Here is a 3,722-nt window from a genome sequence, read left to right as displayed (position 1 = left end):
CGGACGCTGTGACCGAAGCTGTGCAAGCCGGAGGACCCGTTGCAGAAACTAGCGAAACGCGGGAGCAGTAGGCAATGATCGAAACAATGCTCTGCGCCCTGATCACGGTGCTGCCCGATTATCTGTTCCGCCGCTTTGTGCAAGGCAAACGCATCGGGCATGAAATCACCCTGTTCACAATGTGGTACGAATTGCGCTGGGGCTTGACCACCTGCGCCATCCTGGCCCTGACGGTGATTACCACGCTGTTCTACTTTCATCCGGCCAGTTCCAGTGCCGCATCCTACTTCCGGACGGTTACCATCCTGCCGCAACTGGGCGGTCGTGTGGCAGAAGTTTACGTGCGCAACAACGAACAGGTGATCGCTGGTCAACCGATTTTCCGGATCGAGGATTTCACTCAGCAAGCGCAGGTTCAGTCGGCGCACGCGCAAGTGGCTCAGGTCCAGGCCTCACTGAAAGTGGCAGAAACTGATCTGGCAGAAGCCGATGCAGGTATTGCCGGGGCCCGCGCGGCGCTGGCGCAATCGCTGGAAGACCTTGAGCGCAACACCACGCTGCGTGACGAGGGCTCTAGCGCGGTTCGATTGGCCGAGATTGAGCGGTTAGAAAATCTCGTGGCCGAGCGCGAAGCGCAGGTAACGGCAGCCCAGTCCAAGCGGGCAGCGGTTGTTCAACAAATCGAAGAATTGATCCCGGCCCAACTTGCCAGCGCAAATGCGCAACTCGATGCCGCGATGACGGAACTGGACAAGACTGTGATCAATGCCGGTGTGACCGGACGTGTAGAACAGTTTGGGTTGCAGGTGGGGGATTATGTCAGTCCACTGTTGCGACCCGCAGGTATTCTCGTGCCGTCCCATTCCGGGCATGATCGGTTTCAGGCGGCGTTCAATCAGCTATCTGCACAGGTCATCAAACCCGGCATGATCGGAGAGCTGGGATGCATGACCAAACCCTTTACCGTGATCCCGATGGTTGTGGTCGAAGTTCAGGATGTCATCCCATCTGGTCAGATCAGACCATCGGACGAGCTGCGCGATGTGCAAAACAACAAGGTTCCCGGGTCCATACTGGTTTATATGGAGCCGCTTTACAAAGGCATGGCCGACGACATTCCGCGGGGCAGTAATTGTCTGGCGAATGTCTATACTGACAATCATGAAAGGCTTGAACACGAAGACCTGGGGTTCTGGGAAGGCGCCTTTCTTCACGTTGTTGACACCATAGGTGTGGTACATGCGGCGGGGCTGCGCCTGCGATTGATCCTAATGCCGGTCAACACCCTGGTTCTAACTGGCCACTAAGCCTGAACCGGCCCTGGTCGTTCTCCGGGGCTGGCCCGCCTTTGATCCGATGGGCGAAGCGAATTGGTGGTCAAAGCGCAGCGCAGAAATCTGACCCTCATATGGTCACTTCGCGCTTGACGCGCCCAGACGCATGTCCTAACCAGCCAAAACCGTGAGCGGGTATAGCTTAATGGTAAAGCCCCTGCCTTCCAAGCAATGACAGTATGTTTCCCAGACATTCCCTGTCTTGCCAAGTGTTTCAATATAAGTAATTAATTTTGTCACAATGGTTCCTGTGGTTTCCTCAGGTTTCAATCCAATTCCGACAAAAAGCCGATAAAATGCCTAAGCTCACAGAGACGTTCGCACGCAAGGTTCCGCAAACAAAAGAAGGTACTGCAAAGCACTGGGATGTCGAGGTAAAGGGGCTTGTTCTCTTCGTGGGGAAACAGTCGAAAACCTGGTATTTCCAGAAAGACGTTGGAGGGCAAACCCGATGGGTTTTAATCGGGCGCTACCCCCTGATTTCTGCGGACGTCGCACGCCAAACTGCTTTGGGTTTCGCGTTGGACTGGGGCAGGGGAGCAGGCAGGTAGCTGCAGATTGGAGCGCCCACACTGGAGACGGCCATGGAAACCTATCTGGCACGTCCCAAGCTTCGGTCTGAGGCCCACCGATCCGGTGTGCGTCAGCAGTTCGAGCTTCATTTGAAAGATTGGCTGCGCCTGCCGCTGGATGAGATCACCAAGTCGATGGTTGTTGAGCGTCATAGATCCATGGCGGCGACACCATCCTCAGCAAATCATACTTTGAAGTACTTTCGGACCGTCTGGAACCATGCGCGGCGCGTACATGATCTGCCGGAAAGCCCGACGATGGTCATCGAGTGGTATGAAGAAAAGCCAGAAGGAGCGATCATTGAGGATTTACGCTCCTGGCGTCAATCAGTGGACGATCTCTACAACCCCATCCACAAGGTCTTCTACGAATTGCTGTTGTTCACAGGCTTTCGTAAAACCGAGGCGCTGACGCTCGAATGGAAGAATGTGCACGAAGACTACATCCATTTGCCGATGACCAAGAACGGGCGCAGTTTTGATCTTCCCATCTCACAGGTTCATCACGAGATATTGGCACCACTGCGCGGTCTGCATCGTCAATGGGTGTTTCCGTCGCCCAAATCGCCCAGTGGACATTTGAAGGGACCCGAGCGTCTGCAATGGTCCATTCATTCCCATCGCCGGACCTTTGCGACGGTCGCCATGGAGGCGGGGATATTAGAAGATATTGTAGGGCGCCTGCTCAATCACACGCCGCTTTCGATCACCGGTCAGCGCTATGTGAAGCCATCGCTCGACGCACTCAGGCCGGCGATGGACACTGTCTGTCGGGAGTTGCTTCACAGGACCGCGGGCAAAAACGGTGGGTTTTGATGAGTGAGCGAGATTGGATATTGCCGATCGACCCGGAAATACTCGAACTTGATTTGCCAGACCAAGAGGAATTCGAAGCTGGCCCCAGCAAGTTCCATAGCGAATTAATTCGACTTCTTAGAAAACACTTTAAAAAACACGAGTGTTTTGACGATGAGAGCTTTGGTTGGGTAGCGCACTACTTGGTTTTCGATCAGGCGCATGAACTGGATGAATTCTGGTCAGCTAAACGCGTATCGGAAGACCTCGCTAAACTGAGAACACGTTTGAACGAGGCAGATGAAATTCTGGACCGTCTCCCCACCCCTGTTAGCGATGCATTTCGTATCGGAGCTATTCAAAGAAGCAGGTTGTTAAACGAAGATGAAGGCACCGAAGGCGACCACGATACTTTCACTGACAAATTGAAGGAGTCTCCACACTGGAAGGCGATGTTGGCAAGCGAAGAGTTTTTCAGGAGACTTCGTCATTTCGCGGAGTTGATCGAAGACGCTGAAGAGGCGGCAGCTCAAGGTGTCCCGGTTGGCAAAAAAAGCAATAGAGGCTTGGCGCCTGGTGGCAGCTTGTGTTGGATTCTGTGAGCGCCACCCTGGAACGATAAAAGTTCCCAAAGCGATGAATGAAAGCGGTCCATTCTACCGATTTCTGAGCGATATGTTTGAGCTCTTCGACATAGAAGAACTGCCGACGTCAGCGTTTCGCAGTTGGAGAAGGTATGTGGGGCGTAAAGACCACTAATTCTTTTGCACGACCCATGACGCCAACTCCAATTGTTTCTCTGTTGCTCCTAGACGTGTTCAAAGGAGCAATGCTATGCAGGCAAACTATCTGACGGCCAGGGAGGCCGCTCGTTACACTGGAATCAGTGAAAGCTACCTCGCGTGTCTGCCATCGGCACCCATGGAACAGACTAGGCTCCAGACTCATTGATTTACAGCCAGAACAGTACGGTAGCTGCTAGAGCGATGGCCGAAAGGAATACCTTTGGGCATCTGTCATA

2 protein-coding genes and 1 pseudogene are annotated in these 3,722 nt (G+C 53.7%); all 3 read left to right on the top strand.

Features of this window, described 5'->3' with window-relative positions:
- Positions 1 to 74 precede the first annotated feature (74 nt).
- Positions 75 to 1,307: an HlyD family secretion protein gene (locus ACR0JE_RS19570; protein ID WP_480865354.1), complete on the top strand. Its 1,233-nt coding sequence runs from the start codon at positions 75 to 77 to the stop codon at positions 1,305 to 1,307.
- A gap of 323 nt (positions 1,308 to 1,630) precedes the next feature.
- Positions 1,631 to 2,722 (top strand): annotated as a pseudogene (locus ACR0JE_RS19565) (tyrosine-type recombinase/integrase).
- Positions 2,722 to 3,303 (top strand): hypothetical protein, encoded by a 582-nt coding sequence (locus ACR0JE_RS19560; protein ID WP_480865353.1) that lies wholly within the window; start codon positions 2,722 to 2,724, stop codon positions 3,301 to 3,303. The pseudogene ACR0JE_RS19565 and the gene ACR0JE_RS19560 overlap by 1 nt, the downstream one beginning before the upstream one ends.
- Positions 3,304 to 3,722: the final 419 nt, after the last annotated feature.

The sequence above is a fragment of the Ruegeria sp. H3 genome (assembly GCF_056533095.1).
Note: the sequence above shows the minus strand (reverse complement) of the source record. Positions and strands in the feature narration are given on the sequence as shown.

What these genes read in the sequence shown, in the direction of transcription:
- ACR0JE_RS19570 (WP_480865354.1), top strand. Translation starts at nt 75, where the DNA reads ATGATCGAAACAATGCTCTGCGCCCTGATCACGGTGCTGCCCGATTAT.
- ACR0JE_RS19560 (WP_480865353.1), top strand. Translation starts at nt 2,722, where the DNA reads ATGAGTGAGCGAGATTGGATATTGCCGATCGACCCGGAAATACTCGAA.